The sequence below is a fragment of the Streptomyces tubercidicus genome, from assembly GCF_027497495.1.
Classification (GTDB): Bacteria; Actinomycetota; Actinomycetes; order Streptomycetales; family Streptomycetaceae; genus Streptomyces; species Streptomyces tubercidicus.
This window is the reverse complement of record NZ_CP114205.1, coordinates 5,316,769-5,343,760: the sequence shown is the minus strand read 5'-3', so window position 1 is coordinate 5,343,760 and position 26,992 is coordinate 5,316,769. Positions and strand designations below refer to the sequence as shown.

Sequence of the window (26,992 nt, the reverse complement as noted above, 5' to 3'; positions counted from 1 at the left end):
GCGAGTTGGAGGTGCGTCGCCATACTCCGGCACCGGTGAGTGATCCACAAAAGGGCCGCCGGCGCGGACCGTCTGTGCGGCGGAGCCCGGCCTTTTGGACGAAATCGCGCCAGCGCCTCCCCCGGCCGAATAACTTCCCAGCAGACAAGGGTGATTCGATAATGAACAATAGCGTCGGGTGCCGGATTCCGCCCGGTACCGACACCCACACGATGTCACTGGCCGCCTACGGGGAACAGCGGTGGGCAGCCGCGATGCACGGCCTGGAAACCCTGACCATGTCCCCCTACCAGGCCGGGTGGCGGCTGCGCGTCGTGCCCAGCATCGGCCATGTCCTCGTACGCAAGGTCACCCGCCGGGTCGTCAACCGCGCGCTGCACTGCTGGATCGCCGACGAATGCGGTCTGTCAACGGTGAAGAACAGCCTGGCCGTCCTCGTCCGCGTCCTGGAACAGGCGGTCCGGGACGGGGTGCTGGACGCCAATCCGGCCCGGGTGGCCGGCTGGCAGCAGGAGTACCAGCGTGCGCAGACCGAGCGCAGCACGCCGCGGTCGCTGGCGCTGCCCGACGCGGTCGCCCTGGAGCGGCTGGCGACCGCCCTCGTCCAGCGGTCCTCCGACGGCTACGCGGGCTGGGGCGACATCGTCCGGTTCGCCGCCTGGACCGGTACCCGCTTCAGCGAGGTGTCCGCCCTCCAGGCGCAGGACATCGATCTGAGCACCTGGACCTGGCAGGTCCAGCACTTCACCGTGTCCGAGCCGGAAGGGCTGCACGACCGCCCGTGCAGAGGCAGACATCACCGGGTGGTGCCGCTGCGCCCCGCCGCCCGGGAGCTGGCCGCCGGACGGCTGGAGACGGCGCGGCACCGGCCGCAGGCCCGGCTGTTCAGCGGCCCGCACCGGAGCCGGTTCACCGCCGCGGCGCTGCGGGACGCGACGTACTGGGACGACGTGGTGGACGAGCTCGGGCATGAGTACCTCCGGCGCCAGGATCTGCGCCACACGGGCCTGACATGGATGGCGGACGCCGGGCTCCCGCTGCCGCTGCTGTGCGGCGCCGCCGGGCGGCCCCCGCAGGACACCCGGCGCTATCTGCCCCCTGACGGGCTCCGCCTCCCCGCGCAGAGCCCGGGGGAGCGACCGGTGAGTTCGGCCCCCGCCCGGCGTACGGGCGGGGGCCGAACCGTTTTCCTGCGTCCCTCCGCGGAGTGACGGTGCCGGGCTGCCCGGCCGGGTCCGGCCGGGGACGGCGCGGGCGGTGGATCTCAAGTGCCGCGCCCCGGACCGTCATCCAGGGGTGCGGGCGCTCACAGGTAGGTGAACGACCCGGCGTTGACGCTGCCGGCCGCGGTCTGGACGGTCACCTGCACCGTCGTCCCGCTGGTACCGGCCGGGACGGTGCCGGTCACCGTGGTACCGGTCGGATTCACCGTCACCCCGGTGGCGGGAGCGGCCCCGAAGAGCACGCTCGCGCCGAAGAGGTTGGTGCCGACGATGGTGAACGCGCCGCCCGCGGACCCGGACGACGGTGTGACCGTTCCGGTGACCGTCGGAGGCAGCGGCAGGTAGGTGTAGCCGCCCGGGACGGTGGCGGTGCCGCCCGCGGTGGTCACCACGACCGGCACATTGCCCCCGGCGGGAGGCCCGGCCGGAGCGACACCGAACAGCGCGCTGCCGGTGGGGTCCGTGCCCAGCACGGTCGCCGCGTTGCCGCCGATGGTGACGGTGCCGCCCTGGAGGTTCGAGCCGACGAGGGCGAACGGCTGACCGCCCGCGGTCGGGCCCTCGTTGGGGGTGATGGCCGCGGCCACCGGAACGCCCGGCGCGAGATAGAGGTACGACGCCGGGTTGCTGGTACCGGCCGCGTTGGTGACGGTGACCTGTACGGTACCCGCGGCGTGCGCCGGGGCGAGCACCGTGACGGTCAGGCCCAGCGGGTCCTGGCCGACGACGGTCGCCGAGGTACCCCCGAAGAGGACGCTGGTGGCGCCTCCCAGGCCGAGGCCGACCAGCTGCACCGTGTTGCCGCCCGCGGCCGGCCCCGAGGCCGGGACCACGCCGAGCAGCACCGGCCCGGCCGGCAACGGCAGGGGCGGGAGCGCGGGTGGGAGTGTGGGTGTGGTCATGACGGTCCTCCTGCTGTGTGAGCTCTTGCTCGGCCCGCTCGTGGCAGTCGTGGCACACAAGCCGGAACCCGAGCACTTGGCAGCAGCCGGCCGCACAGGAGGACGACGCGGACGGGCGCACCGTGGCCGGCTCACACCGGGCGGTACGGGGGCCGTCGCGCTCCTGGCCGTCCTGCACAGCCCTCCGGCGAAGAGGACCGGTGGGCGGGCCGACTACGGAAACCCGAGGGGGATGGACGGCCCACCGACCAGGCCTCACCAGTAACCCAGAAGAGTTGCCACCGGGCAATCGCGTTGACCCCGGAGCACCCGATCGGCGCAGCGCGCAGGACAGGTATTTCACTACGCGAGCGGGGGCGGCGCCCTCGTAGCTCCGGCCCGCGCCCCGAACTCTCCCTGGACTGCCCGGACTTGGCCGTGTCGTCTCAACGTCCCTGGAATCACCGACGACTTGACTGCACCTCAGGCGCATTTCCCCTGCTCACCACCGTGTTAGCCGGACGTTAGCGCCGCGGCAGGCTCGCGATAGCGGCCCCGAGCAGAGTGGGTGACGTACCGAGGAAAGCGCGACATCAACCGTCCTGGGGGGACCCGAAATGAGCTCCTGCACCACAGCCCGCACCGCTCGCCGCCGCCGCACCGTGCGCACCGCCGCCGCGGCCCTGACCGCGGTCGCCGGTCTCACCCTGACCGCCTGCAACGGCTCGGGCGCCGACGAGGTGAAGCCCGCGGGCCAGTCGGACAAGGGCATGGCCGCCGCCGAGTCCGGCGGCACGGGTTCCTCTTCCGGGTCGCAGAGCTCCGATGCCAAGGCCGGCTCCGGCGCCAAGTCCGACGCAAAGGCGGGCGACTCGGACAGCGCGGGCAAGCAGTCGGGCGGCGCGGGCAAGCAGTCGGGCGGCGCGTCGGCCGCCAACGGCGGCAAGGCGGGCTCGGGCGCCCAGCGCTGCCACACCTCCGGCCTGAAGGCCGCGTTCGCCACGGGCGAGGACGCGGTCCCGGACGAGGACGGCACGTCGACGGCCAGTGTCGTACTGACCAACAAGGGCAGCAGCAGCTGCGTGATCGGAGGCTTCGCAGGCGTGGACTTCACATCCGAGAACGGCGGCGAGCGCTGGTCGCTGGCCCGCTCGTCGGCCAAGCACGGCTCGATCACCCTGGCGCCGGGCGACAGCACCGACTTCAAAATCAATGTCGCGATGACCAAGGAAGACACCGGCTTCTACCAGCCCGCACGGGCCGAGGTCACGCCGCCCAACGAGACCAAGTCGATCACCATCGAGTGGCCCTTCGGCACGCTCGTCGACCAGCGCGGCGCCACCCACCCGGGCACCTTCGTCAACCCGATCGGCTGACCGGCCCGGCACTGTCCGGAACATGCGCCCGGAACCTCTCTGAGCCGGACCAGCTCAGAGCGGGACCGGCTCAGCACGCGAAAGACAAGCTAAGGAGAAACCCATGAAGTCGTCCTGGAACACTCGCCTCCGTGTCGGCCTGGCCGTCGGTGCCGCGGCGATCGCGATTCCGCTGACCGCCGCCACCGCCTCCGCCGCCCCGCCGCCCGGCGACGGCTGGATCCCCGTCGGCGCCGACAAGTACCCCTCGAAGGCGGAGTGCGAAGCGAAGGAACTCCCGAACGCCCAGGCGAACGGGTACCACGAGGTCTGGTGCGACGACAGCAAGGAAATCATGCCGATCTTCAACCGCTGACCGCGCCAAGCAAGCCCGCTGCCCCGGTGTGATGCCACACCGGGGCAGTCGGCGTGCAGGCGGAGCGGCCGTCAGCGCAGCGTTCGGCCTGGAGCGGATCCTGGACGGCCTGGCGGCCTATATGAGCCGGACGCGGAGCGGCGGCTAGCCCTTCGCCCGCACCGCCGCCGCAGGCAGCCCGCGCAGCCAGTCGACGAGGAGTCGGTTGACCTCGTCGGGGTTTTCCTGTTGGACCCAGTGGCCGCAGCCGTCGAGGAAGTGGGCGGCGGAGAGGGCGGGGAGGGTGTGGGGGAACGCCTTGACGGCGTTGGCCATCCAGTCGGTGGAGGCGTCGTGTTCACCGGCGATGAAGAGGGCGGGCTGGGTGAGCGGGGCGCCGTCCCAGGCGGCGAGGTCCTCCCAGTCGCGGTCGACGTTGCGGTAGCGGTTGAGGCCGCCGGTCAGGCCGGTCCGCTCGAACTCTGCGGCGTAGAAGTCGAGATCGGCTTCGGTGAGCCAGGACAGCGGCCGGGGCGGGCCTGCGGGGAAGCGGTCGGACATCTTTCCGCCCGGGGCCACGGCGAAGAGGCCGAGGCCGGAGGTGGGCTCGGCGTCGCCCGAGAGACCCGCGTAGAGACCGGCGAGCCAGCCGCGGACATCGGGTTCGATCTCCGCTTCCGCCCGGCCCGGCTCCTGGAAGTAGCTGACGTAGAACTCCTCGTCGCCGCCGATCCGCGCGAACGCCTCGCTGGGCCGGGGCCCGCCGCGCGGCGTGTACGGCACGCTGAGCAGCGCCACAGCGGTGAAGACATCGGGCCGCAGCAGCGCCGAGTTGGCGGCGATGGGTGAGCCCCAGTCGTGGCCCGCGATGACGGCGGTCTCCTCGCCGAGGGCGCGCACCACGGCGGCGTTGTCGGCGACATGGGCCAGCATCCGGTAGGCCGCCACGTCGCGGGGCTTCGAGGAGCGTCCGTAGCCGCGTACGTCGATGGCGACCGCCCGGTAGCCCGCCGCGGCGAGGGCCGGGAGCTGGTGGCGCCACGAGTACCACGACTCGGGGAATCCGTGGACCAGCAGGACGAGCGGTCCGGTGCCCTGCTCCACCAGGTGGATGCGGCCGCCGGGGACCTCTACCGTGCGGTGGGTCGCCGCCGGGGCCTGCTCTTGCGGGGGTGGGGGCGTCGTGGGCGTCGTGGGCGTCGTCGTCTCGGCGGGCTGCGGCATGTGTTTCCTCCTGGGGCGAGTACGGCCGCGCTGGTGAGGGCGGGGGCGGTGCGGGGGACGGCGGTGCCGACGAGTCGTCGTGCCGCGCCGTGGCCCCTGACCGCTCCGTCCCGATCATGACGTGGCCGGTGCGGCGGGCGCGAGGGTTCTTGCCGGATCGGCAAATCGCGCTCGCGGGCTCCGGGTTGGCCCGTCCGCCCCTTCTCGCGCCCTCCTTGCGCGTGCCCCGCGCCTCCCTACAGCCGCACCGTCTTCCGCGGCTGCTCCTTGGCGCCCGTCAGCAGGCCGTGCAGGCCGGCGAATTCGTCGACGCACTTGGCGGTGCCGTTGACGACACAGTCCAGGGGCTCGTCGGCGACCCGGACCGGGACGCCCATCTCCTGGCGCAGCCGCCGGTCCAGGCCGCGGAGCAGGGCGCCGCCGCCGGTCAGGGCGATGCCGTGCTCGACGATGTCGCCGGAGAGCTCCGGGGGGCAGTCGTCGAGGGTGCGGTGGACGGCGCGGACGATCGCGTCGACCGGTTCGGCCAGTGCCTCGCGGATCTCCTCCTCGGTGATCTCCTGGATGCGGGGCAGGCCGTTGACGTGGTCGCGGCCGCGGACCGTGTAGGTGGACGGGCGCTCGGGTTCGCCGTCCTCGTCCACGTCGACCGGGGTCCAGACCGCCGAGCCGATGGCGATCTTGATGTCCTCGGCGGTGCGCTCACCGATGTCCAGGGAGTGCTTCTTCTTGATGTAGGAGCTGACGGCGGCGTCCAGGGCGTCCCCGGCGACCCGTACGGACTGGGCGGTGACCAGGCCGCCCATGGAGACCACGGCGACCTCGGTCGTGCCGCCGCCGATGTCGACCACCATGCAGCCGACCGGCTCGCTCACCGGGAGGCCGGCGCCGATCGCGGCGGCCATCGGCTCCTCGATCAGGTGCACTTCGCGGGCACCGGCGCCCCGGGCGGAGTCGATGACCGCGCGCCGTTCGACACCGGTGATGCCGGAGGGGACGCAGATGACGACCCGCGGCCGGGAGAAACGGCGGCTGGGCAGCGCCTTCTTCATCAGGGCGCGGAGCATCTGCTCGGCGGCGTCGAAGTCGGCGATGACACCTTCGCGGAGCGGGCGCATCGCGGTGATCCCGGAGGGGGTGCGGCCGATGGTCCGCTTGGCCTCCTCGCCCACGGCGATCACCGCTCCGGCGGCGTTGACCGCGACAACGGACGGCTCGTTCAGCACCACGCCCTTACCGCGGGCGTACACCAGGGTGTTGGCCGTGCCGAGGTCGATGCCTATGTCGTATGTACCGGGCGAAGTGCTGGAGGCCATGGGGAGTTCGTGTGCTCTCTCGCGACGGGGCGGGTTCCTGGGGCATTGCGCTGCAGACAACCCCATGGGCGACCAATAGTGTTCAATGCGGGCAACTGTTAAGACTACCGGGGACCCGGAATGGTTCCCCACGGCGCCTCCCTCTCGTTGCCCGCCGCGCCCCCTCTCGTTCACCGGCCGCTGTTCTCCTCCGTGCCGTGCGCCGCCCCGCTGTCCGCATCCGGCTCCAGTTCCGGCTCCGGCTCCGGCTCCGGCTCCGCGGACAGTGCCTCGGCGAGGTCGTCGAGCGCGTCGAGGAGCAGATCCGCGACGCGCAGCGCGACACCGCGGTTCTCGTCCTCCGCGTCCCATCTCTCCCATACGGCCCGCAGCGCGCTCCAGTTCAATTCGCCCCGTTCCCGTACGGCCCGGGTGGCCTCCTCCAGGGAGTCCCGCAGCTCGAAGGCGAACGCGGTGGCGCCCGGGGAGGACGCGGCGTCCCGTTCGGGGAGATGGACCTCCAGGATCATGGTGACCCGGCCCATGGTGCCGAGCGCGGCCCCGGCCGCCTTCGCCGAGGCGGGCGAGAGACCACGGTGGCGTACGGGCTCCTTCTCGGCGCGGGCCTCGCTCTCCTCCCAGGCGGCGCGGGCGGCCCGGGAGTCCAGCAGGGCGTCGCGGACCTGCCGGGGGCGGCGTTCGGCGGGCGTGGCGTAGAGGTCGAACACGGCCAGCGCGTACTGCCCGTTGGCCGCGAGCCATGCGGCGAGGCGGTCGCGCAGCTTGGGGGTCTCCCAGGCGGGGAACAGCGCGTACGACAGCATCGCGAGCAGCCCGCCCAGCAGGGTGAGCACCACACGTTCCTGGACGGTCTGTTCCCAGCCGGCGCCGGCGATACCGAGCAGGAAGACGACATAGGCGGCCACACACGCCGAGGTCACCGAGAAGCCGGTGCGCATCAGCAGATACATCAGCCCGACGCAGACCACGGCCAGCCCGGCGCTGACGTACATGCCCGGGTGCGCCACGGCCATCAGCGCCCCCGCGATGCCGACGCCGACGAGCGTGCCGCTGAAGCGGGCGACGCCGCGGGAGTAGGTCTGCGCGAAGTCGGGGCGCATCACCATGACGGAGGCGAGCGGCGCCCAGTAGCCGTGGCCGAACGGCAGCGCGGTGCCCAGCAGATAGCCGGCCGCGGCGACCGCGGCGACCCGGAGGGCGTGCCGGAAGATGTGCGAGGTCCAGCGGGCCTCGCGGTGCAGGGCGCGCAGGGCGCCGGGGACCAGCTTGGGGACGCTGGGGCGCAGCAGATGGCCGCGTTCGGCCTCGGTGGTGGGGCGGGTGGCCTCGACCGGCTCATCGGTGAGTTCCACGGCGTCGGCGAGCAGGGCGATCAGGCGGTAGGCGGAGCGGCGGGCGGCCCCGTGCAGCATCGGGCCGGTCGCCGGGACTTCGAGGGTGGCCATCGCCTCGGGGGGCAGCCGGACCGGCCGGGCGTGCCGTACGGCATGGGCGACGGCGTCCAGGACGGTGGCCGCGGCGCCCAGCAGTTCGCGGGCCCGGTCACGTTCGGGGCCTTCCAGCGGGGCGCCGACGACCGGGTCGGCGAGGGAGGCGAGCACCGGCCGGACGCGTTCGGCCAGGCCGCGGGGCCCGTGCAGCTGGACGGGGCGGCGCCGGGCCTGACGCGGCGTCACGGCCGAGGCGAGGCGGGCGTCCATCAGGGGCGCCGGGTCGAAGGGGGCCACCGGGTCGTGCCGCAGCCGCCGGGCGTAGTCCGCCTCGTCGGCCAGGGCGTCGGCGAGCGCATCGCGCTGAACGCCCCAGGGGCGGACCGGGAAGACCACGATGAGGGTCGCCTGGACGAGGCCGCCGAAGAAGATCAGGGCGGCGTGTTCCGCCGCGCCCAGGACGGAGGTCGGCAGGGTGACGGTGACCAGCATGATCGCCACGGTCTGGGTGCCGGCCAGCCCGGAGACCGGGCCGATCGCCCAGGCCATGCCCGCCAGGAAGGTCCAGCCGGCCAGCAGCAGGACGAAGGCGACGACATGGGCGGCGGCCAGATAGCCGAGGAAGGTGGAGACCGCCAGCGCGCCCGCGACGGCGAGTGCGAGCACCGGCCGCGGCCGCATGCTGCGCTGGAAGGTGACGATGCCGGAGGAGAACGCGCCGAAGGCGGAGGAGACCGCCAGCGCCGGGTCGCCGAGCCACAGGCACAGCCCGATGACGATGGCGACGCCGGCCGAGCCACGGATCGCGATCAGTGGGGTGAGCTTGGTCCGCTCGATGGTCAGCCCCGAGCGGGCGGCCTCCTTGAGCGCACGCGACCAGGTCATGGCGAGAGGATACGGGGCCGGAGGCAGGGGTTCCGGTATGGCCGGAGCGGGCTCCGCACCCCGCGTCCCGCCCCGTCCACCGGGAAAATCCTGGTAAAGGCGACCTTTCGTCCCCGCACACAACGTCCCAGGTCACCAAGGCGATGCCGACATCCCGGGCGGCCGGTGCGAGGAAGCCGACATCCCGGCGGGGAAACCGGAAGCCGTGCCGCTTCCTCTTGTTCCACAACCGGGACGAGTCCCGGGTGTCCGGCAAGGAGAGTCCCGTGCACAAAGCCCTGTTCCGTCCGGTGATCGCGCTGATCAGCCTGACCGTCCTCGCCGCCACGGCCGGCTGCGGCTCCAGCACCTCCCCCGTACGGTCCGGCAGCACCCAGGCCAACCGCGCGCTGCACGAAGGCCCGCCCGGAAAGCGCTCGCTGGTGCAGTGGCCCACGAAGCCGATCAGCTTCGACGAGGCGAGCCGGGTCGGCGGGGCCGGCCGGAACACCCCGATCGGGGTGACCACCCTGCACGGGCCGAAGTCCGGCTTCACCGGCAAGGTCTGGGTCTGGGCGCCGCCGGAGTACTACGACAAGCGCAACGCCCGCAAGGGCTTCCCGGTGATGGAGGCGCTGCCCGGTTCGTACGGCTACCCCGTCAACTACTGGAGCGGCACCGACCTGGCGCTCCAGGAGCACCTGGCCCAGTGGTCGGAGAACGGCAGCAGCCTGCCCTTCATCGTCGTCATGCCGGTGCTCAACCCCGATGACAAGCACTACTACGACGGCAGCGACATACCGGGCCACCCGAAGATCGGCACCTGGCTCAGCCAGGACGTGCCCGACCTCGTACGGCAGAACTTCCGCACCCTCAAGACCCGCGACGCCTGGGCGATCATGGGCTCCTCGTCGGGCGGCTTCGCGGCGCTGAAGAACGTGCTCCAGCACCCGGACACCTTCGAGGTGGCGATACCCAACGGGCCGGACATCGTGCCCGACTCACCGCTGTGGAAGGGCCACGCCAAGGAGGAGCAGGAGAACAACCCGGAGGTCCTGGCCCGCCGCCTGATGACGCGCGGCGGACCGGATGTCTACCTCGCCTTCCAGGACGGGTCCCGGGAGCACACCGTGCTGCCGAAGGTCCGGACGTTCCTCGCGCAGTACGGGCACGGTCCGCTGCACACCCGGCTGCAGATCGTGCCGGACGGCACCCACAGCGCGGCGACCTACGTACGGGGCCTGGGCGAGGGCACGATGCGCTGGGTCAGCGCGCGGATGCAGGGGCCGACGGCCTGACGGGGGCGGCCCCGGGGCGGCAAGGCACCCCTGCCCCGGTCACCCCGCCGTCACGACACCACGTCCTTGCGCGCGAACCCCCGGAACGCCAGCGCGCCCAGCACCAGGGCGTACGCCACCGAGACCGCCAAGCCCTGGATCATCCCGGACCACTCCATCCGGGGCTGGAGGGCGTCCACCCAGGAGTACTGCCAGTGCGCCGGCAGCACATTCCGCCAGGCGCCGAGGGCGGTGACCTGATCGAGGACATTGCCGACGATGGTCAGCCCGACGGCACCGCCGACCGCGCCCAGCGGCGCGTCGGTCACCGTCGACAGCCAGAACGCCAGGGCCGCGGTGACCAGCTGGCTGACGAAGAGGTAGCCGACCACGACGGCCAGCCGCGGCACCGCCTCGCCCGCGGACAGCGCACCGCCGGTGGGCAGTTGCAGCGGCCCCCAGCCGTACGCGGCGCTGCCCACGGCCAGCGCGACCAGCGGCAGCAGCAGCATCGCGGCGGCGCTGAACAGCAGCCCGACGGTGAGCTTGCTCAGCAGCAGCCGGGCCCGTGGCACCGGCGCGGCGAGCAGATAGCGCAGCGACGACCAGCTCGCCTCCGACGCGACGGTGTCCCCGCAGAACAGCGCCACCGGCACCACCAGCAGAAAGCCCGCGGAGACGAACAGCGCGGTCGCGGCGAAGTTGCCGCCGGACGCGGTCGCCCCGTCCATCAGCGTGATCCGGCCGTTGCCGCGGCCTTCCGGGTCACCGCCGATCGCGAACGCCGCCACCAGCACGAACGGCAGCAGCGCCAGGACGGCAGCGATCACCAGTGTGCGGCGGCGCCGCAGCTGGCGCCGGGCCTCGACGCGCAGCGGGAGGGTGCGGCGCGGGCGGTAGCCCGGCGCCCGTGCCGCCGTGGGGGTCGCGGTCATCGGTCCCCTCCGATCAGGGTGAGGAAGGCGTCCTCCAGGCGGCGGTGCGGGCCGACGCGGTCCACCGGGACCTCCAGCCGGAGGAGTTCGGCGAGCAGTTGGGGTGTACCGAGGCCGTCCAGCCGTACCAGCAGACCGCCCTCGGCGCGTACGGCCGAGACGACGCCCGGCAGCGCGGCCACCTTCTCCACCACCGCGTCACCGACCTCCTCCGCGACCCCGACCAGCAGGGTGTCGCCGGAACCGACGATCTCGGCGACCGGACCGGCCTGCACCAGCCGGCCGCGGTCCATGACGACCAGATGGGTACAGCTCTGTTCGACCTCGGACAGCAGATGGCTGGAGACGATGACGGTGCGTCCGGCGGCGGCGTAGCGGATCATCACGTCCCGCATCTCCCGGATCTGCGGCGGGTCGAGCCCGTTCGTCGGCTCGTCGAGGATCAGCAGATCCGGCAGGCCCAGCATGGCCTGGGCCAGGGCGAGGCGCTGCCGCATGCCCTGGGAGTAGGTGCGCACGGCGCGTTGCAGGGCGTCGCCGAGACCGGCGATCTCCAGCGCCTCGTCGAGGTGCGCGTCGGCGGCGGGACGGCCGGTGGCCTGCCAGTACAGGTCGAGGTTGGCGCGGCCGGACAGATGCGGCAGGAAACCGGGGCCCTCCACGAACGCGCCGACCCGCGACAGCACCGGGGCGCCCGGCCGGATGGCGTGCCCGAAGACCCTGATCTCCCCCTCGTCGGGCGTGATCAGCCCCATCAGCATCCGCAGGGTGGTGGTCTTGCCCGCGCCGTTGGGCCCCAGCAGACCCAGCACCTGCCCCTTCTCGACGCGGAAGGACAGCTCCCGTACGGCATACCGGGCGGCGGACTTGGCGTACCGCTTGCTCAGCTCGCTGATCTGGAGCGGCACCCCGTCGAGCGCGGGGTCGGGCGCGGGGGCCGTGATCCGGCGGCGGGCGGTGAGCAGCAGCAGCGCGGCCACCGCCGCGGCCGCGGCGGGCAGCGCCCAGGTCCAGGCGGGCAGCGGGGCGGCGGCGCTGCGCACCTCGGGCACGGTGGGCACGCTGAGCGTGCCGCCCTTCAAGGAGACGGTGTAGCGGGCGGGTTCGGCCGGTGACGCATAGCCGAGGTCGGTGGCGGAGAGCACCAGCCGCAGCCGGTGACCGGCCGCGAAGTCATGGTCGACGGCGGGCATCCGGAGCCGCACGGTCCGCCCGTCGTGGGCGTCCTTGATCCGGTACGGGGTGACGAGCTGGGACGGCAGCACCTGGCGGCGGCCGTCCGGGGCCACGTCGTAGACCTTGGCGAAGAACACCGCGTCCGGGGAGTCGGACCGCACATGGACGGTGGCGGTGGGGCTGCCGGTGAGATGGACGGGGCTGCGCAGCGGCGCCGATTCGAAACGGGCGTACTGGCCGGGGAAGTCCAGGGACAGCCCGCCCGCGCCGAGCGAGGAGAGGTTGCCGAGCGCGCCCACCCCGGGCACCGCGGAGATCGCCGGGGGTCCGGCGCCGGGCGGGTTGCTGAAGGTCTGCGGACGGCCGGTCAGCGGGATCCGCCGGGGGTCGTGGTCCAGTCCGGCGTAGCGGTCCGCGCTCGCGCCGCGCAGCCGCACCGCGCCGTTGGTGGAGTCCACTCCCCCGCTGCGGCTGATCCGGAACCCGGGCCCGGTGTCGGCGTGCTTGTGGCCCTTGAGGTAGCGGTCGAACCAGGTCTTCGTCCGCCCCTCCAGGCGGGCGGCCTCCCGGTCCCCGCCGTCGTGCCCGCCGGAGATCCAGTCGACGCCGACCGGCGCCCCGTTCTTGCGGAGCTGCCGGTACAGGGCGTCGGACTGGTCGAGCGGGAACAGCGAGTCGGTCTGGCCCTGCATGAGCAGCGTCGGCACCTTGATGCGGTCGCCGACGGCGGACGGGCTGCGGCCCGCCAGGAGGTCACGGGCCGCGTCGTCCGGCTTGCCGTGGACGGCGACCCGCTCGTACATCCGGCACAGCGCGGGCTCGAAGCGCCCGCAGCCCCCGGACGTGGTGGGCGCGGGCCCGGCGGAGCCGGTGGGGGCGCCCGCCGAGCCGGTGGTGAAGAAGATCCCGGCCCACAGCTTCTTGAACACCCCGTGCGGGAAGAGGGCGTCGGCGAGGTTCCAGTAGGTGATCTGCGGGGCAAGGGCGTCGACGCGCCGGTCGTGGCCGGCCGTCAGCAGCGAGATCGCCCCGCCGTAGGAGCCGCCGGCCATCCCCACCCGGGGGTCACCGGCCTTGTCGAGCTGCACTTCGGGGCGCTTGGCCAGCCAGTCGATCAGCCGGCGGGCATCGGCGACCTCGCCGTCCGGATCGTTCAGCCCGATCTTGCCGGTGGACTTCCCGAAGCCGCGCGCCGACCAGGTCAGTACGGCGTAGCCGTCCCGGGCCAGCCGCTCGGCCTGGGGGCGGAGGTTCGCCTTGCTGGCGCCGAAGCCGTGCGCGAGCAGCACCGCGGGCCGCCGCCCGCCGGAGCCGCCCCGCGCCGTGAAGAAGGAGGTGTCGATCCGCACCTTCTTCGTGCTGCCGGGCTTCTCCGGCATCGTCATCAGCCGGTCCGTGCGGTGGACGGCGGGCGCGGCGTCCGAGGAGGCGGCCGCCCAGCTGCCGCCTCCTATGAGGACGGCCAGCGCGCCCGCGGCGGCGTACCAGCGTCGGCCGCGCAGTCGGATACCTCGCAGATCCATACGTGAATCCTAGGGAGGGGCCGGGACGGGCGGCCGGTACCCCGGGCGGAACCCGGCCGCCTCCCTGGGGAGTAGGGTGCGCCCGCCTTGTACGACGGACGCGGTACGGGGCGGGGGTACCGGGCCGGAGGCCGGGTCCTGCCATCCGAGCCGGGCCGGGGCCGGGCCGGTGGCCTGCCCTGCGGGTGGGATCGCCCGGCGCCCCGGCCTGCGTCAGAGCGGCAGGACGACCCGCATCACCAGACCGCCACCCTCCCGCGGCTGAGCCGTGATGCTCCCGTCATGCGCCCGCACCACCGACCGCACGATCGACAACCCCAGCCCCACACCCTTGTCACTCCCGGTCCGCTCCGTCCGCAACCGCCGGAACGGCTCAAACAGATTCTCCACCTCATACGCCGGCACCACCGGCCCCGTATTGGCCACCACCAACACCGCACACCCCGGCTGCGGCTCCGTGACCACCTCCACCCAACCCCCCTCCGCCACGTTGTACCGCACCGCGTTCTGCACCAAATTCAACGCGATCCGCTCCAACAACACCCCGTTCCCCTGTACAAACACCTGCGCCCGCGCCCCACCCAGCGCCACCCCCTTGGCCTGCGCCTCCTCCCGCGACTGATCTACCGCCTGCGACGCCACCTCCGCCAGATCCACCGGCTTCTTGTCCACCACCCGGTTCTCACTGCGCGCCAACAGCAACAACCCCTCCACCAACTGCTCACTGCGCTCATTCGTCGCCAGCAACGTCTTCCCCAACTGCACCAACTCCGGCGACGCCCCCGGATCCGCCAGCTGCACCTCCAACAACGTCCGATTGATCGCCAACGGCGTCCGCAACTCATGCGACGCATTCGCCACGAACCGCCGCTGCGACTCAAACGCCCGATCCAACCGATCCAGCATCTGATCAAACGTGTCCGCCAGCTCCTTCAACTCATCATCCGGACCCCCCAGCTCAATCCGACGATGCAAATCCGAACCCGCCACCCGCTGCGCCGTCCGCGTAATCCGCCCCAACGGCGACAACACCCGCCCCGCCATCGCATAACCGAACGCGAACGCCACCACCGTCAAACCCAGCAGCACGGCCAGGGAGTGGTTCAGGAAGGCGCGCAGCGCCAGTTCACGCCGGCCGCGGAGGCAGTCGCCGATCGCCGCGTTGATCTCATCGACCGTGCCGACCGACGGCAGGCCGGGACAACTGACGTTGCCGACCCGGAGGTTGGTGCCGATGACCCGGAACTCCGGGGTGCCCTCCTTGAGGGTGTGGGCCGCCAGGAAGTAGATGAGCGTGAGCAGGACGACCCCGGCCACCAGGAACATGCCGCCGTAGAGCAGCGTCAGCCGTATCCGGATGGTCGGGCGCAGCCACGGCGGCGGACGACGCGGTGGTGCGGGGCTCACAGGGGGCGCCGACGGCGGGACCGGCGGCGCGGGGGCCTGGGAGGCGGGGGCCTGGGAGGCGGGGGCCTGGGAGGCGGGCGCCTGGGAAGTGGGGGCCAAGGCGATCAGCCCCGAGGGCCCGGCGAAGCGGGCACCGCGGCGGTTACCGGGGCAAGGGGTGTACGCACGACTGATCCTTCCTCAGATGCCTTAAGGCACAGGACAGTTGCCAGCGGTATCCATCCTGCACAAAGGGGTCATAAACCGGCAGTAAGCAACGGCTCAGCTACCGGCCCATGCCCCCTGCCCCGGCTAGCCGTCAGCCGGTTCCGGTGCCGGTTCCTGTACCGGTTCCGGTGCCGCTTCCCGCGTCGTCAGCCGGTACCGCGCCAGCTGGTCATCGCTGCTCCAGCGCACCAGCCCGGCCTTCTCCAGGACCCGGCAGGACGCCGGGTTCGACAGCTCCACGTCCGCGCACACGGTGTGCACACCCGGCGCCGCGAGGGCGAACGCCGCCATGGCGCGCGCGGCCTCGGCGGCATAGCCACAGCCCCGCCGGGACGGCACGACGCCGTAGCCGAACTCCACCGCTCCGTCACGCGGCGGCCAGAACAGCCCGATGGCGCCGACCACGTGGCCGCCGTCCCGTTCAAGAATCTGCCGCTGGCCGTACACCCCGCGCGCATCGGGGTTTCCGGCGGTGAACCCGGCGATCACCCGGTCACCGTCGTCGGGAAAGTCCGCGGCCCAGTGCGGCTGCCGCGTCCCGTCGAGCACGGCGGCCAGCTCACCGTCGGACCACGGCCGCAGCAGCAGCCGCGCGGTGCGCAGATCCGCACCGGAAGAACCGGAAGAACCGGAAGAAGCGGAAGAAGAAGAGGAAGGAAAGAAAGCAGAAGAGGAAGACACGCGTCACTCCTGGTCGTTCGTCGACGACCGGGCCGCGCTCGGGACGGCGGACGCTCAGGCGTCCCGCACGGGTGTCCCGCTCAGGCGGCGGCCCGGACAAGGGCATGCTGATGAGGCGTCTGGCGGGCCATATTCATCAACCTCCCTCGTCCGGCAGTGAGCGCGCGCGGACACGCGCCGCCGCACCGTACCAACCAGCGGGCCACCGCCCGCAGTTGTTTTCCGCGTACGGCCCCGGCGGCCGTCCGCCCGGTCAGTACTGCGGCGGTCCGAACCCGCCCTGCGGGGGCTGCGGCGGGGTGCCGGGCGGCGGCATCGGCGGGCCGCTGACCGGGGGCACCGGCCCGGCGGGCGGCTGCCAGAACGGCGCGGCCTGCGGCCCGCCCGGCGGCACGAAGCCGGGGGCGGCGAACTGCGGGGCCTGCGACGGCGGGTACCAGGCGGGGGCGACCGGCTCACCGCGGCCCATGACGGCCAGCAGGACCACCGACCCGAACAGGTCCAGCGCCATCTGGATGTGGTTGATGATGCTCATGCCCGGCACGTCGCCGGACAGCTCGAACAGGGTGCCGTTGAGGGCCATCCCGAGCACCGACATCAGGGCACTGGGCAGCAGCACCACCGCCAGCCCGATAGCCAGCCCGCGGGCCGCGGAGCCGCGCAGCAGGCTGTTCAGCGCGGCCGGCGCGGTCAGCGCGAGGAAGAGCAGGGAGACCCAGCCGGAGGACAGGCCCAGCAGCGCGCCGAGGGCGCCCTTGCCGAGGTAGAACAGGTCGAAGAATTCGCTGCCGCCCTCCACCAGCATGTAGCCCTGCCAGACCAGGTTGATCAGCACCATCGCGCCGAGCACCAGACCGGCCACCACACCGGCCGTTTTGGCCGGGCGCACCGGCGGGTCGCTGGGCTTCCGGCTCGGCCAGGAACGCATCCCGGCGAGCAGCACGACGCCCGCGATCAGGGTCAGCGGGAACAGCCCCAGGCTGCTGAGGAAGACGCCGTCGAAGGTCGAGGTGCCCGTTTCGGCGTGCCGGAACCAGCGGTCGTCGCTGGTGTGGTTGCCGACGCTGACGAGTGCCTGCATCGCGGTGCCGAAGGTCAGGGTGGTGGCGACGGCCAGCAGTCCGCCCGCCACCCGCTGCCCCGCGAACGCCGTCAGCGCCGCCGCCAGCTGGACCAGGGCCAGCCCGAAGTGCAGGGAGTTGGTGACCTGGTTGACGCCGCCGGGGCTCTGCAGCGTCCAGTATTCCCAGACCCCGTCGGGGCCGAAGGTGCTGAGGTCGACCACGATCCAGGTGAGGGTGAAAAAGAAGAACAGCAGGCAGAAAACCCCGCCAGTGATGCGGGCACCCTTGGCGAGCGCCATGGATCGGTGCATTTCGTCCCCCGGTTGTGTCGTGCGCTGCGAGGGAGCACGGTAGCAACGCACCGGTCCGCGGTCTCCCCCGGACCTGGGGTTCCGCACGGTCGCGCAGACGGCGTCCCGGACATGACGGACCCCCGGCCGACGGGAATCCGGCCGGGGGTCCGTCAGGGCATCCTCAGTGGTTGCTGGGGAAGCCCAGGTTGATACCGCCGTCGGACGGGTCCGGCCAGCGGGTGGTGACGACCTTGCCGCGGGTGTAGAAGTGCACGCCGTCGTTGCCGTAGATGTGGTGGTCGCCGAAGAGCGAGTCCTTCCAGCCACCGAAGGAGTGGTAGCCGACCGGCACCGGGATCGGCACGTTCACGCCGACCATGCCGGCCTCGATCTCCATCTGGAAGCGGCGGGCCGCGCCGCCGTCCCGGGTGAAGATCGCGGTGCCGTTGCCCCACGGCGAGTTGTTCATCAGCGCGATGGCCTCGTCGTAGGTCTCGACACGGACCACGGACAGCACCGGGCCGAAGATCTCGTCGCGGTAGGCGTCCATCTCGGGCGTGACGTTGTCCAGGAGGGAGATGCCGATCCAGTGCCCGTCCTCGTAGCCCTCGACGGTGTAGCCGGTGCCGTCGATGACGACATCGGCGCCCTGGGCCGCGGCGCCCGTGACGTACGAGGCGACCTTGTCGCGGTGCACCTTGGTGATCAGCGGGCCCATCTCGGAGGCCGGGTCGTCGCCGGGGCCGATCCGCAGCTGGTCGGCGCGCTCCTTGATCTTGCCGATCAGCGGGTCGGCGGTCTCCCCGACGGCCACGACGACGGAGATCGCCATGCAGCGCTCACCGGCCGAGCCGTACGCGGCGTTGATCGCGGAGTCCGCGGCCAGGTCGAGGTCCGCGTCCGGCAGCACCAGCATGTGGTTCTTGGCGCCGCCCAGCGCCTGCACCCGCTTGCCGTTGGCGGTGCCGGTGGTGTGGATGTAACGGGCGATGGGGGTGGAGCCGACGAACGAGACCGCGGCGATGTCCGGGTGCTCCAGGATGGCGTCGACCGCCACCTTGTCGCCGTTGACGACATTGAGCACACCGTCGGGCAGCCCCGCCTCGGCGGCCAGCTCGGCGAGCTTGAAGGCCGCGCTGGGTACCTTCTCGCTCGGCTTGAGAACGAAGGTGTTACCGCAGGCGATGGCCAGCGGGAACATCCACATCGGCACCATCGCCGGGAAGTTGAACGGCGTGATGCCGGCGACCACACCGAGCGACTGGCGGATCGCCGCCACATCGACCCGGGTGGAGACCTGGGTGGACAGCTCGCCCTTGAGCTTCTCCGGGATGCCGCAGGCCAGCTCCACGATCTCCAGACCGCGGGCGACCTCGCCGAGCGCGTCGGAGTGCACCTTGCCGTGCTCGGCGGTGATCAGCCGGGCGATCTCCTCGCGGTGCGCGTCGAGCAGCTCGCGGTACTTGAACAGCACCGAGGTGCGCTTGGCCAAGGAGCTGGTGCCCCAGGTCCTGAAGGCTTCCTTGGCCGCGCGGACGGCCGCGTCGACCTCGTCGGCCGAGGCGAAGGCGACCTGCTTCTCCTGGGCGCCGGTGGCCGGGTTGTAGACCGGCCCGAAGTTGCCGGAGACGCCCTCGACGGGCTTGCCGCCGATCCAGTGGCTGATGGTGTTCATGCGGGGGCCTTTCTGGGCTGACGACTTCGGGCTGGGGTCACAGGTGGCGGCGGCGCCCGGCGGCCTGCCGTTCGTAGGCCTCGCGGGCGGCCACCGCCGCCGGACGTGTCGCGGTCTCGGCAACAGGCACATCCCACCAGGCCTGTGCCTCCGGCGCGCCCGGCACAGTGTCAGCCGTTTCGGTCTCGACATAGACACATGTGGGCCGGTTCGCGCCACGCGCCTCGGCGAGCGCGGCACGCAGCTCACCGACCGTCGCCGCCCGCAGGACATGCATCCCGAGCGAGGCGGCGTTGGCCGCGAGATCGACCGGCAGCGGCGCGCCGGTGTACGTACCGTCCGCGGCGCGGAAGCGGTAGTCGGTGCCGAACCGTTCGCCGCCGGTCTCCTGCGAGAGCCCGCCGATCGAGGCGTAGCCGTGGTTCTGGATGAGGACGATATTGATGTGGAGGCCCTCCTGGACCGCGGTGACGATTTCAGTGGGGTTCATCAGATACGTACCGTCGCCGACCAGCGCCCACACCGGCCGGCCGGGCGCGGCCATCCGCACGCCGATCGCGGCGGGGATCTCATAGCCCATGCAGGAGTAGCCGTACTCCAGGTGGTACTGCCTGCGGGACCGGGCACGCCAGAGTTTGTGCAGGTCACCGGGGAGGGACCCGGCCGCGTTGACGAGGATGTCGGTGTCGTCGACGACGGCGTCCAGCGCGCCCAGGACCTGCGTCTGGGAGGGCCGTACGGAATCGTCCGCGGCGCCGAACGCGGCGTCCACCCGCCGCTCCCAGGCCGCCTTCGACGCCCCGTAAGCGGCCTCGTACTCCGCGTCGACGCGGTGTCCGGACAGCTCCTTGGTGAGCGCTTCGAGTCCGGCGCGGGCGTCGGCGACGAGCGAGGCGGCGCCGAGCTTATGGGAGTCGAACGGGGCGATATTGAGGTTCAGGAAGCGCACACCGGGCGCGTCGAACAGGGTCGACGAGGCGGTGGTGAAGTCGGTGTAGCGGGTGCCGACCCCGATGACCAGATCGGCCTCCCGGGCGAGCGCGTCGGCGGTGGCGGTGCCGGTGTGGCCGATACCGCCGATGTCGGCGGGGTGGTCGTGGCGCAGCGAGCCCTTGCCGGCCTGGGTGGAGGCGACCGGGATGCCGGTGGCGTCGGCGAAGGCACACAGCGCGTCCTCGGCCTCGCTGTGGTGGACACCGCCACCGGCCACGACCAGCGGCCGGCGGGCGGCGCGGACCGCCGCCACCGCGTCGGCGAGGGCCTCGGCGTCGGGAACCGGCCGGGTGACCCGCCAGACCCGGTCGGCGAAGAACTCCTCAGGCCAGTCGTACGCCTCCGCCTGTACGTCCTGCGGCAGCGCGAGGGTGACGGCGCCGGTGTCGACGGGGTCGGCGAGCACCCGCATGGCCTGGAGGGCGGCGGGGATCAGCGCCTCGGGCCGGGTGACGCGGTCGAAGTAGCGGGAGACCGGGCGCAGCGCGTCATTGACCGACACGTCCCCCGCGTGCGGCACCTCCAGCTGCTGGAGGACCGGGTCTGCGGGCCGGGTGGCGAAGGTGTCGCCGGGCAGCAGCAGGACCGGGAGGCGGTTGACGGTGGCGAGCGCGGCGCCGGTGACGAGGTTGGTGGCGCCGGGGCCGATGGAGGTGGTGACGGCCTGCGCGGAGAGCCGGTCGCACTGCCGGGCGTAGCCGACCGCGGCATGCACCATGGCCTGCTCGTTACGACCCTGGAGGTACGGGAGCGCCGGGGGCCCGGCGGTTGCCCCCTGGCGGGACTCCTGGAGGGGCTCCTGATGGGACTCCTGGCGGGACGCGGCACCGGATTCCAGCAGCGCCTGGCCGATCCCGGCGACATTGCCGTGGCCGAAGATGCCCCAGCAGGCGCTGATCAGGCGATGCCGGCGTCCGTCGCGCTCGGTGTACTGGTGCGCGAGGAACTCGACCAGGGCCTGCGCGACCGTGAGACGGCGTGTCGTCGGGGCGTTCATCGGGCGGCTCCTGCGGGCGCTTCGTAGAGGGGGAGACGGGCGTCGACGGCCTGCTCGGGCCAGGTGGCGCGGATCCAGCCGTGATCGGGGTGATCGCAGATCAACCACTCCCGCGTGGCACCGGGACCGGCCATCACATTGAGGTAGTACATGGTGTGGCCGGGCGCGGCGATCGACGGGCCGTGCCAGCCGTCCGGGATGAGGACCGCGTCCCCACTACGGACCTCGGCCAGCACATCGGTGCCGCGGCCGCGCCCCGACGGGCTCACCCGCTGATAACCGACCCCGTCCGTACCGTGCGCGGACTCGATCTCGAAGTAGTAGATCTCCTCCAGCTCGGACTCCTCACCGGGGCGGCACTCGTCATGCTTGTGCGGCGGGTAGGAGGACCAGTTGCCGCCGGGCGTGAGCACCTCCACCGCGATGAGCCGGTCACACGCGAAGCCGCCCGCCGCGCCGAAATTGTTGACCTGACGGGAGCAGCTGCCGCTGCCGCGCAGCTCCACGGGGACGCCGGAGGCCGGACCGTAGCGGGCCGGCAGCCGGTTCTCGCAGCGGGCACCGGTGAGCGCGAAACGCCCGCCCGCCCCACTGGCGATCTCGACCCGGGCATCCCGCGGCACATACGCGAAGTCCGTCACCCCGCTGAACACGCTCTCCCTTCCGGCCAGTTCAAAGCTCTCGCCGCCCTCCGTCCGCACCGTGCAGCCGCCGGACAGCGGCAGCACGATCCATTCGCTCTCACCGGTGGCGAAGGAGTGCCGGGCACCGGGCGGCAGCTCCAGGACGCGCAGCGAGGAGTAGCCCCAGCCGGCCCGCTCCGGGTCGATGTCCAGGGCGTACGGGCCCGCTGCCGCGGCTCCGGCCCCCAGATGGAATTCAGTGCTCATAAGTCGAGTCTCCTGCGGAATACGTGGCGTTCACAGCAGGCCCACGGCGGTGTCCACGGCAGCCGCGACATCCCCGTCGGCCGGGTAGAGCAGGGAGCGGCCGACGACCAGGCCCTGCACCGTCGGCAGCCGCAGCGCCTTGCGCCACTTCTCGTAAGCGGCTTCCTGGTCCCGCACGGTGCTGCCGATGTCCCCGCCGAGCAGCACCGTCGGCAGAGTGGTGGTCTCACAGACCCGGGCCATGGCGTCGGGGTCGTCAGTGACCGGCAGTTTGAGCCAGGTGTAGGCGGAGGTGCCGCCCAGTCCGGAGGCGATGGCCACCGAGCGGGTAACGGCCGCGGCGCTGAGGTCATTGCGGACCGCGCCGTCCGTACGGGAGGACAGAAACGGCTCGACGAAGACGGGCAGCTGCCGCTCGGCCATCGCGTCGATGGCGCGGGCGGTGGCCTCCAGGGTGGTCAGCGAGCCGGGGTCGCGGTAATCGATGCGCAGCAGCAACTTCCCCGCGTCGAAACGGAGCCGGGCCAGATCCTCCGGCCGGTGCCCCGTGAACCGGTCATCCATCTCGAACGACGCACCGGCCAGCCCGCCCCGGTTCATCGACCCCATCACGACCTTGCCGTCGAGGGCCCCGATCAGCAGCAGGTCCTCCAGTATGTCGGCGGTGGCGAGCACCCCGTCCACACCGGGCCGCGACAACGCCAGCACCAGCCGCTCCAACAGATCGAACCGGTTGGCCATGGCGAACTGCCGCTCACCGACGGCCAGCGCCCCCCGGGCCGGGTGATCGGCGGCGACGATCATCAGCCGTCCGCTGTCACCGACGAGCGGGCGACGGCTGCGCCGCGCGGCGGCCTCCGCGACGGCTTCGGGGTGCCGGGCCCGAAGCGTCGCTAGGTCACTGATCCTGGGGGGCACGGGTCGACTCACCTTCTGGGGGGCGGGGTGGGGGTGGGGGTGGGGACGCTGGGTGGGGGCGGTCACGGGGGGCTCCGGGTGGGGGCGGTCACGGGCGCTCCGGGTGGGGCCGCCAGGGGCTACGGCCGTACGTCGACGCGGGTGCACGGCCGTACGGCCACGCGGGTATACGGCCGTGCGGCCGTGCGGCCGTGCGGATCCATGGCCGTACGCCCATGGGGATCACCCATCGCCGAGGAACGCGTCGACCTCGTCGGCCGTCGGCATCGCGGAGGAGCAGGCGAGGCGGGAGGCGACGATGGCGCCCGCGGCGTTCGCGTACCGCATCATCGGCTCCAACTCCCAGCCGGAGAGCAGCCGGTGACACAGCGCCCCGCCGAAGGAGTCACCGGCGCCCAGGCCGTTGACGACCTCGACGGGGGTGGGCGGAACCTCGGCGGTGCGACCGTCACGGTGGACGGCGAGCACGCCCTTGGGTCCCTGCTTGATGACGGCGAGTTCGACGCCCATCTCCAGCAGCGCGCGGGCGCAGTCCCCGGGGTCGCGCAGTCCGGTGGCGACCTCGGCCTCGTCGACATTGCCGACCGCCACAGTGGCGTGCCGCAAGGCGGCTTCGTAATACGGGCGGGCGGCAGCCATCGCCGCGGCACCGGTCGCCCCGCCGTCCCCGGAGGCGCCACCCTCACCGCCCCAGAACATCGGCCGCCAGTCGAGGTCGAAGACCGTGGTGCCCGCCTTGGCACGAGCCTCCAGCGCGGCGAGAGTGGCACTGCGACTGGGCTCCTCACACAGCCCCGTACCGGTGATCCAGAAGATCCGGGCCGCCGCGATCGCGTCCCGGTCCAGCTCCTCGGGATGAATGACCAGGTCAGGAGCCTTGGGCCGACGGTAGAAGTAGAGCGGAAAGTCATCCGGCGGAAAGATCTCACAGAAGGTGACCGGCGTCGGATAGGCATCGACGGGAGTCACCCAGCGGTCGTCCACACCAAACTCGCGCAGCGCCTGATGAACGTACTCACCGAACGGATCGCGCCCGGTACGGCTGATGACCGCACTGCGCCGACCGAGCCGAGCGGCAGCCACCGCGACATTGGTAGCGGAACCACCGAGAAACTTCCCGAACGTCTCGACCCGGGCCAGCGGCACCCCGGTCTGCAGCGGGTAGATGTCGACCCCGATACGGCCCATGGTGATCAGATCGAAAGGCTGGGTCATATACGCCCCTTCGGGTCACCCGGCGCAGCGGGTTCGGCGACTGCATCTCCGAGGAAAGGTCTAACGGGGAGACCCAGACCCTGTCAATAATTTGTCCTTACATATTGACGTCAAAGAGCCCCACGAAGGGCGGGAGCCCCACGAACAGACGGCGGGGGGGGGGACGCAACGACCGGGCCACGAACACGAACGCCCGACGGGAGGCACGCCACGCCCGGCCCGCGAAAGGCCGACGTGAGGTACGCCCCGGCAAGCCCACGAACGGCCAACGGGACGTACGCCACGCCAGGCCCGCGAAAGACCAACGGGAGGCGCGCCGCACCAGGTCCACGAACGGCCAACCTGGGGTACGCCGCACCAGGCCCACGAACGGCCGACAGGAGGTCAACAACAAAGCCCCAAGCCCCCAAGTCCTTAAGTCCTTATGTCAGGACGAAGTCTTGACACTCCCCGGGGCGGCAGAGAGGCTGTGCCCCACAACCCCACCCCAGCGCCTCCCGGTCACCGCCGACCGGCGAGAGGAGAGCCGCAGCATGTCCGTACCCCATGCCGCCCAGCCCGTCCTGGACCGCATCCGCGTCGGTTCCGCTCCCGACTCGTGGGGCGTCTGGTTCCCCGACGACGAGCAGCAGGTCCCCTGGCAGCGCTTCCTGGACGAGGTCGCCGACGCCGGGTACCAGTGGATCGAACTCGGCCCGTACGGCTACCTGCCCACCGACCCCGCCATCCTGCGCGAGGAGATCGCCCGCCGCAGCCTCCAGGTCTCGGCCGGCACGATCTTCACCTCGCTGCACCACGGCCCGGCCGTATGGGACAAGACCTGGGCGCACGTCTCCGAGGTCGCCACCCTCACCCAGGCGATGGGCGCGGGGCACCTCGTCGTCATCCCCTCCTTCTGGCGCGACGACAAGACCGCCGAGGAGCTCGAACCGCGAGAACTGACCACGGAGCAGTGGAAGCAGCTCACCACCGGCATGGAGCGGCTGGGCAAGCAGGTGCGGGACGAGTTCGGCCTGGACATCGTCGTGCACCCGCACGCCGACACCCACATCGACACCGAGGAGCACGTCGAACGGTTCCTGCACGCGACCGACTCCGACCTGGTCAACCTCTGCCTGGACACCGGCCACTACGCCTACTGCGGCGGCGACAGCGTCAAGCTGATCCGCACCTACGGCGAGCGGATCGGCTACCTCCACCTCAAGCAGGTCGACCCGGACATCCTCAGCGAGGTCGTCGCCAAGGGCACGCCGTTCGGCCCGGCGGTCAAGCAGGGCGTGATGTGCGAACCGCCGCTCGGCGTACCGGCGCTGCCGCCCGTCCTGGAGGCCGCCCAGGAGCTGAATGTCGACCTCTTCGCCATCGTCGAGCAGGACATGTACCCCTGCCCTCCCCACCAGCCCTTCCCCATCGCCGAACGCACCCGCCGCTTCCTGCGCTCCTGCGGCGCATGAGCGGCCCGCCCGGCACGCACGCATCGCGTGCGTGGACATCTCGTACGCGCACGTCTCGCACGCGCACGCCTCGCGCGTGGACAACCAGTGCGTGGACAACCAGTGCGTGCGCAGCCCGTACACGCGCGCCCCGTACGTGCGCAGCCCGTAGGTGCGCGCCCCGTGGGCACGTAACCCATGCCTACGCGTCCCGTGGGCACGTAACCCGTACCTACGCGCCCCGTGTGTACACCTCCTCTTGTGTGCGTCCGCCCCGCGCCGCCGCCTCCTCCTCTTACGGCAACGATTACGGAGAGTAATCGGTTCCGATCACAGGGTATCTCTCACGCTACGTAGCACGTAAGGACTTGTGGACGACATGACTTCGCAGGAATCGCTGGGCGTCGCGGTCATCGGTACCGGCCGGATGGGCGCCGACCATGTACGCCGGATCAACGAAGTGATCAGCGGCGCCCGGGTGGCGGCGGTGGTCGACATCGACGCGGCGCGGGTCAAGCGGCTTGCCGACGGCATCGAGGGGTGCACCGCCTATACCGAGCCGGCCGCCGCCATGGACGATCCCGCGGTGGACGCCGTGCTGATCGCCTCGCCGGGGCCCGCGCACGAGGCGGCGCTGCTGGATGCCTTCGCGCGGGATCTGCCCGTGCTGTGTGAGAAGCCGCTGACGCCGGACGCCGCCTCCGCGCTGCGGGTGCTGGAGGCCGAGCAGGCGCTGGGGCACCGCCGGGTCCAGGTCGGTTTCATGCGCCGCTACGACGCCGACTACCGCACCCTCAAGTCCCTTCTGGCGCAGGGCACTTACGGTCGTCCGCTGATGCTGCACAACAAGCACCGCAACGCCGACACCCCGCCCGGCTTCACCAACGCGATGATGATCAATGACTCGGTGGTGCATGAGATCGATGTGACCCGCTGGCTGCTGGAGGAGGAGATCACCGCGGTGCGGGTGCTGCGCCCGGCCCCCACCGGCAACGCCCCGGAGGGCCTCAGCGACCCCCAGCTGATCCTCTTCGAGACGGCGGGCGGGCAGGTCGTGGACACCGAGCTCTTCGTCAACTGCGGCTTCGGCTACCAGGTCAGCTGTGAGGCGGTCTGCGAGGGCGGCACGGCCAGGATCGGTGACGACCACGGAGTCTTCAGCAACACCGCGGGCCGCTGGGGCGGGGCGATCACCCCCGGCTTCGTGGAGCGCTTCGAGGAGGCCTACGACCGGCAGGTGCAGCGCTGGGTGAACGCCACCCGCCGCGGCGAGGTCGAGGGCCCCAGCTGCTGGGACGGCTATGCCGCGGCCGCGGTGTGCGAGGCGGGGGTGCGCGCCCAGACGACCGGCGAGCGGGTGACGGTCGAACTCATCGAGCGGCCCGCGCTGTACGGGTGAGATGGCGAAGACCCGCGCTGTACGGGTGAGGTGGCGAAGACCCGGGCTGTACCGGTGAGGCGGCGTACAGCCCGCGCCGTCCGCCCCCGGCCCCCGCCCGCTCCCAAGGCGCGGCCCCCTCGCTCCCCCGCCCGCGCCCGTCCCCGTTCCACTGAAAGGTCCCACCCCATGCACGCCACGGCCCCGGCCACCGCCACCCCACGCCTCCTCCGCCTCTCCCTCGCCCTCCCCGTCCCCCTCCCCCCGCGTCAATTCCCCGGT

At 72.1% G+C, this 26,992-nt stretch carries 20 protein-coding genes; 6 read left to right on the top strand and 14 right to left on the bottom strand.

The genetic code is table 11. From position 1 onward, the window contains the following. Positions 1-161 precede the first annotated feature (161 nt). A complete protein-coding gene (locus STRTU_RS23260; protein ID WP_246241102.1) occupies positions 162-1,211 on the top strand; it encodes a tyrosine-type recombinase/integrase in 1,050 nt (349 codons plus the stop codon). Between the two features lie 95 nt (positions 1,212-1,306). Here STRTU_RS23260 and STRTU_RS23255 read toward each other — a convergent pair whose 3' ends face one another. Continuing rightward, positions 1,307-2,125, bottom strand: a complete 819-nt coding sequence (locus STRTU_RS23255; RefSeq protein WP_159745825.1) for an IPT/TIG domain-containing protein — start codon at positions 2,123-2,125, stop codon at positions 1,307-1,309. A gap of 596 nt (positions 2,126-2,721) precedes the next feature. Between STRTU_RS23255 and STRTU_RS23250 the strand changes: the two genes are divergently transcribed. Together STRTU_RS23250 and STRTU_RS23245 are read left to right on the top strand one after the other, a co-directional pair. Next, positions 2,722-3,480 carry a DUF4232 domain-containing protein gene (locus tag STRTU_RS23250; RefSeq protein WP_159745823.1) on the top strand — a complete coding sequence of 253 codons (759 nt, stop codon included), beginning with the start codon at positions 2,722-2,724 and terminating at the stop codon, positions 3,478-3,480. 103 nt (positions 3,481-3,583) lie between these two features. Continuing rightward, positions 3,584-3,835: a hypothetical protein gene (locus STRTU_RS23245; protein WP_159745821.1), complete on the top strand. Its 252-nt coding sequence runs from the start codon at positions 3,584-3,586 to the stop codon at positions 3,833-3,835. A 144-nt stretch (positions 3,836-3,979) separates the two neighbouring features. Here STRTU_RS23245 and STRTU_RS23240 read toward each other — a convergent pair whose 3' ends face one another. From STRTU_RS23240 to STRTU_RS23230, 3 genes are all read right to left on the bottom strand, one after another. After that, positions 3,980-5,038 (bottom strand): alpha/beta fold hydrolase, encoded by a 1,059-nt coding sequence (locus STRTU_RS23240; protein WP_159745819.1) that lies wholly within the window; start codon positions 5,036-5,038, stop codon positions 3,980-3,982. 236 nt (positions 5,039-5,274) lie between these two features. Then, complete coding sequence (gene mreB / locus STRTU_RS23235) at positions 5,275-6,354, bottom strand: rod shape-determining protein (RefSeq protein WP_159745817.1); 1,080 nt, start codon at positions 6,352-6,354, stop codon at positions 5,275-5,277. Between the two features lie 170 nt (positions 6,355-6,524). Beyond that, positions 6,525-8,669 carry an FUSC family protein gene (locus STRTU_RS23230; protein WP_159745815.1) on the bottom strand — a complete coding sequence of 715 codons (2,145 nt, stop codon included), beginning with the start codon at positions 8,667-8,669 and terminating at the stop codon, positions 6,525-6,527. 266 nt (positions 8,670-8,935) lie between these two features. On the opposite strand from STRTU_RS23230, the gene STRTU_RS23225 reads away from it, so the two are divergent. After that, positions 8,936-9,946 carry an alpha/beta hydrolase gene (locus STRTU_RS23225; RefSeq protein ID WP_159745813.1) on the top strand — a complete coding sequence of 337 codons (1,011 nt, stop codon included), beginning with the start codon at positions 8,936-8,938 and terminating at the stop codon, positions 9,944-9,946. A gap of 50 nt (positions 9,947-9,996) precedes the next feature. On the opposite strand, the gene STRTU_RS23220 is transcribed toward STRTU_RS23225, so the two are convergent. From STRTU_RS23220 to iolC, 10 genes are all read right to left on the bottom strand, one after another. Then, positions 9,997-10,860 (bottom strand): ABC transporter permease, encoded by an 864-nt coding sequence (locus STRTU_RS23220; RefSeq protein WP_159745810.1) that lies wholly within the window; start codon positions 10,858-10,860, stop codon positions 9,997-9,999. Continuing rightward, on the bottom strand, positions 10,857-13,559 hold the full coding sequence (locus STRTU_RS23215; RefSeq protein ID WP_159745808.1) for an alpha/beta fold hydrolase: 2,703 nt from the start codon (positions 13,557-13,559) through the stop codon (positions 10,857-10,859). Before STRTU_RS23215 ends, STRTU_RS23220 begins: the two co-directional genes overlap by 4 nt. A 213-nt stretch (positions 13,560-13,772) precedes the next feature. Further along, positions 13,773-14,966 (bottom strand): sensor histidine kinase, encoded by a 1,194-nt coding sequence (locus STRTU_RS23210; RefSeq protein WP_246241452.1) that lies wholly within the window; start codon positions 14,964-14,966, stop codon positions 13,773-13,775. A 291-nt stretch (positions 14,967-15,257) separates the two neighbouring features. Beyond that, positions 15,258-15,854, bottom strand: coding sequence for a GNAT family N-acetyltransferase (locus tag STRTU_RS23205; RefSeq protein WP_167539194.1), 597 nt, complete (start codon positions 15,852-15,854; stop codon positions 15,258-15,260). Between the two features lie 253 nt (positions 15,855-16,107). Next, a complete protein-coding gene (locus STRTU_RS23200; protein ID WP_246241099.1) occupies positions 16,108-17,229 on the bottom strand; it encodes a hypothetical protein in 1,122 nt (373 codons plus the stop codon). Positions 17,230-17,392: 163 nt separating this feature from the next. Further along, the gene (locus tag STRTU_RS23195) at positions 17,393-18,886 is read right to left on the bottom strand and encodes a CoA-acylating methylmalonate-semialdehyde dehydrogenase (RefSeq protein ID WP_159745804.1); all 1,494 of its coding nucleotides are present in this window, start codon (positions 18,884-18,886) and stop codon (positions 17,393-17,395) included. Positions 18,887-18,923: 37 nt separating this feature from the next. Continuing rightward, positions 18,924-20,876, bottom strand: coding sequence for a 3D-(3,5/4)-trihydroxycyclohexane-1,2-dione acylhydrolase (decyclizing) (iolD, locus tag STRTU_RS23190; RefSeq protein ID WP_159745802.1), 1,953 nt, complete (start codon positions 20,874-20,876; stop codon positions 18,924-18,926). Next, positions 20,873-21,766 (bottom strand): 5-deoxy-glucuronate isomerase, encoded by an 894-nt coding sequence (gene iolB, locus STRTU_RS23185; protein ID WP_159745800.1) that lies wholly within the window; start codon positions 21,764-21,766, stop codon positions 20,873-20,875. Before iolB ends, iolD begins: the two co-directional genes overlap by 4 nt. A 30-nt stretch (positions 21,767-21,796) precedes the next feature. Then, on the bottom strand, positions 21,797-22,684 hold the full coding sequence (locus tag STRTU_RS23180) for a Cgl0159 family (beta/alpha)8-fold protein (RefSeq protein ID WP_159745798.1): 888 nt from the start codon (positions 22,682-22,684) through the stop codon (positions 21,797-21,799). A 222-nt stretch (positions 22,685-22,906) separates the two neighbouring features. Next, positions 22,907-23,899, bottom strand: coding sequence for a 5-dehydro-2-deoxygluconokinase (gene iolC / locus STRTU_RS23175; RefSeq protein ID WP_159745796.1), 993 nt, complete (start codon positions 23,897-23,899; stop codon positions 22,907-22,909). A gap of 533 nt (positions 23,900-24,432) precedes the next feature. On the opposite strand from iolC, the gene STRTU_RS23170 reads away from it, so the two are divergent. Together STRTU_RS23170 and STRTU_RS23165 are read left to right on the top strand one after the other, a co-directional pair. Beyond that, the gene (locus STRTU_RS23170; RefSeq protein WP_159745794.1) at positions 24,433-25,353 is read left to right on the top strand and encodes a sugar phosphate isomerase/epimerase family protein; all 921 of its coding nucleotides are present in this window, start codon (positions 24,433-24,435) and stop codon (positions 25,351-25,353) included. Between the two features lie 358 nt (positions 25,354-25,711). After that, on the top strand, positions 25,712-26,731 hold the full coding sequence (locus tag STRTU_RS23165; protein ID WP_159745792.1) for a Gfo/Idh/MocA family protein: 1,020 nt from the start codon (positions 25,712-25,714) through the stop codon (positions 26,729-26,731). Positions 26,732-26,992: the final 261 nt, after the last annotated feature.